1 protein-coding gene and 1 pseudogene are annotated in these 3,823 nt (G+C 64.9%); one reads left to right on the top strand and one right to left on the bottom strand.

Features of this window, described 5'->3' with window-relative positions; all coding sequences use genetic code 11:
- Window positions 1-217: 217 nt before the first annotated feature.
- On the bottom strand, window positions 218-640 hold the full coding sequence (mscL, locus tag EOA33_RS27385; RefSeq protein WP_126056569.1) for a large conductance mechanosensitive channel protein MscL: 423 nt from the start codon (window positions 638-640) through the stop codon (window positions 218-220).
- A gap of 244 nt (window positions 641-884) precedes the next feature.
- On the opposite strand from mscL, the pseudogene EOA33_RS27380 reads away from it, so the two are divergent.
- Window positions 885-3,823 (top strand): annotated as a pseudogene (locus tag EOA33_RS27380) (PAS-domain containing protein); the annotation flags it as partial.

Here is a 3,823-nt window from a genome sequence, read left to right as displayed (position 1 = left end):
GCCCAGAGCGGGATCATGCCGTCGCGCAGCCGGCCGTGGTTGATCACGGCCACGATGCCGCTTTCGGGCGCGGCGCGCGCCTCGGCGCGCAAGGTCTGAATGAGCGTCATGCAAAAATCCGTTCCGTTTCGCGACTGCTAGCGCCTTTTACGACGGCCGAAAACAGAAAACCCCGGCCGCGAGCGACCGGGGTTTTGGTCCAGAAATCCGCTTCGCGCTATTTCCTGGCCAGCAGATCGCGAATTTCGGTAAGCAGTGCGATATCGGCCGGCGGCGGAGCAGCTGGTGCTGCAGGCTTCTCGCGCTCGAGCCGCTTGCGCATGCCGTTCACGGCCTTGACCATCAGGAAGATGATGAAGGCAAGGATGAGGAAGTTCAGCACCGCGGTGATGAAGCTGCCATAAGCAAAAACGGCGCCCTCTTTCTTGGCGTCGACCAACGCCGCCGAATGAACGTTCGAGGACAGTCCAAAGAAGTAGTTGTTGAAGTCCAGCCCGCCGAAGATCGCACCGACGATCGGCATGATGACGTCGTCGACCAGCGAAGTAACGATCTTGCCGAAGGCGGCGCCGATGATGACGCCGACGGCCAGGTCCATGACATTGCCCTTGGAAATGAATTCCTGGAATTCTTTCAGCATTCGACCCTCCTTGCCGTGGCCATGTTGCCGTCCCCAGCTTCCGCTCGGCGCTAGCCCACGCCCACCATAACAAAAACCCCCGGTTGCAAAACGGGAAAATGGGGCCAAGGCGCCGCTTTCTGCCGGTCAGGGGCGGCCACTGCCCTCCGCCTATGCGCCGAAAGCCGTGATGGACTCGCCCCCAAAGCTGTGGTTGCGTCGGGCATCGGCCGGCGGGAGACCGGCCAGGGAGGAAGTTCGAACCGTGCAAGGCTGGTTCATCGTCATCATCGCGATCGCCTATGTGACGCTGCTGTTCGCCATCGCCAGCCTTGGCGACCGGCGCTCCGCGTCCACGCCAGGCCGGGCGCGACCTTTCATCTATGCGCTCAGCCTCGCCATCTACTGCACCTCCTGGACCTTCTTCGGCTCGGTCGGCCTCTCCTCGGAGCGCGGCCTGGAATTCCTCGGCATCTATGCCGGACCGGTGCTGGTGTTCGTGTTCGGCTTTCCGCTGCTCAACCGCATCGTCAGGCTGGCCAAGACCGAGAAGATCACATCGGTCGCCGACTTCCTCGGCGCGCGCTACGGCAAGAGCTTCGCCGTCTCGGCGATCGCCACGCTGATCGCGACCATCGGCGCGGTGCCCTATATTGCGCTGCAGCTGAAGGCGATCTCCGGCTCGGTCAGCCTGATGGTCGAGCACTACACCGGCTCGCCGCCCTCCTTCGACCCGTTCGTCAGCGACATCTCACTGGTGGTGGCGATGCTGCTCGCGCTGTTCGCGGTGCTGTTCGGCACCCGCCATGCCGACGCCACGGAGCACCAGGATGGGCTGGTGCTGGCGGTGGCGGTGGAAACCGTGGTCAAGCTCGCCGCCTTCCTCGCCATCGGCCTGATGGTGACGTTCCTGATCTTCGGCGGTCCGGGCGACATGTTCGACAAGCTGGCCAACAACGCGCAGGCGCGGCAGGCCATGGGCTACGGCACGTCGCTCGCCACCTGGCTGGTGCTGACCTGCCTCAGCGGATTTGCAATTCTGATGCTGCCGCGCCAGTTCTACGTCACCATCGTCGAGAATCGCAGCGAGGCGGAACTGCGCACCGCGACCTGGGTGTTCCCGCTCTATCTGGTGGCGATCAACCTGTTCGTCCTGCCGATCGCCTTCGCCGGCCTGGCGCTGGTCGGCGACAGGACCAGCAGCGACCTCTACGTCTTGTCGCTGCCCCTGTTCAGCGGCCATGATCTGCTGGCCATGGCCGCCTTCATCGGCGGCCTGTCGGCGGCGACTGCGATGGTCATCGTCGAAAGCGTGGCGCTGTCGATCATGATCTCCAACGACCTCGTCATCCCGCTGTTCGTGCGCCGCCTGGTCAGAACCTCTAGCTCGGAAAACGAGGACTGGTCGACGCTGATCCTCAATGTGCGGCGCGGGGCGATCTTCATCATGCTGTTCATCGCCTTCCTCTATTATCGCGAGAGCACCAACAGCGCGCGGCTGTCCTCGATCGGCCTGATGTCGTTCGCGGCCATCGCGCAGTTTGCGCCGGCGCTGATCGGCGGGCTGATCTGGCGCGGCGCCAACGGCAGGGGGGCCGCGCTCGGTATGGTCGCCGGCATTCTGGTGTGGGCTTACACGCTGCTCCTGCCTTCGCTGGTGGGTCCCGACGCCGACATCATCGTCCACGGCCTGTTCGGTTTCGAGGCGCTTCGGCCGCAGGCGCTGTTCGGCACCGTCGCCGAGCCGCTGAACCATGGCGTGCTGTGGAGCCTGTCGATCAACGCACTGTTCTTTGTGCTCGGCTCGCTCTCCCGCGCGTCGGTGCCGCTGGAGCGCATCCAGGCGGCGATCTTCGTGCCGCGCGAAGCCGGCCCGATGCCCAGCCTGCGCCGCTTCCGCACCGCCGTCACCGTCAACGACCTCAAGGACACGATTTCCCGCTATCTCGGCGTGGAGCGCACGGAGCGCTCCTTCCAGTCGTTCGAGAAGAGCAATGGTGTGACGCTGCATGGCAATGAGCAGGCCACAATGGATGTCACCCGCTTCTCGGAACAGCTTTTGGGGAGCGCCGTCGGCTCGTCCTCGGCGCGGCTGATCCTGTCGCTGCTGTTCCGCCGCAACGATCGCGGTTCCAGGGACGCCTTCCGCCTGCTCGACGACGCCACCGAGGCGCTGCAGCACAATCGCGACCTGCTGCAGATCGCGCTCGACCAGATGGAGGGGCATCACCGTCTTCGACCGGGATTTCCGCCTCATCTGCTGGAACCGCCAGTACCGGGCGCTGTTCGGCCTGCCCGACGAAATGGGCCAGGTCGGCGTCTCGCTCGACCGGATCCTGCGCCACCTCGCCGAACGCGGCGATATTGCGGCCGACCAGCGGGTGGCGATGCTCAACCGGCTGACCAGCTTCGACGGTCCCTGGCAGATGGAGCTGAAGACCAGCGGCCGCATCCTGGAGCTGCGCTCCAACCCGATGCCGGACGGCGGCATCGTCGCCACCTATGCCGACATTTCCGGCCGCGTCGAGCAGGACCTGGCGCTGAAGAGGGCCAATGAATCGCTGGAGCAGCGGGTGAAGACCCGCACCATCGAACTGACCCGCGTCAACGAAGAGCTGGCGCAGGCGCAGATGCTGGCCGAGGAGGCCAATCTCGGCAAAACGCGCTTCCTCGCCGCCGCCGGCCACGACATCCTGCAGCCGCTCAACGCCGCCCGGCTCTACTGCTCGTCGCTGATCGAGAAGCACGGCAAGGGTCCCGCCGGCAAGGCCGCGGTCAACATCGAATCCTCGCTGGAGTCGGTCGAGACCATTTTGGGCGCCGTGCTCGACATTTCCCGGCTCGACGCAGGCGCCATGAAGCCCGACGACACCGCCTTCAGCCTCGATGGGCTGCTCCGCCAGATCGGCACCGACTTCCGGCCGATGGCAGCCGAAAAGAAGCTCGAACTCACCATCATGCCGTCGTCGCTCACCGTGGTGACGGATCGCAACCTCTTGCGCCGCCTGATCCAGAACCTGGTATCGAACGCGATCAAATACACCCGCCATGGCCGCATCCTGGTTGGCGTAAGGCGGCGGGGGTCGCTAGCCGAGATCCAGGTGATCGACACCGGCATCGGCATTGCTGGCGACGAGCTGAACACGGTGTTCCACGAATTCACCCGGCTGGACGAAGGCGCGCGCGAGGCCGAGGGGCTTGGCC

It is taken from the genome of Mesorhizobium sp. M4A.F.Ca.ET.050.02.1.1, from assembly GCF_003997725.1.
Lineage (GTDB): Bacteria > Pseudomonadota > Alphaproteobacteria > Rhizobiales > Rhizobiaceae > Mesorhizobium.
This window is presented reverse-complemented; position numbering and strand designations above follow the sequence as displayed.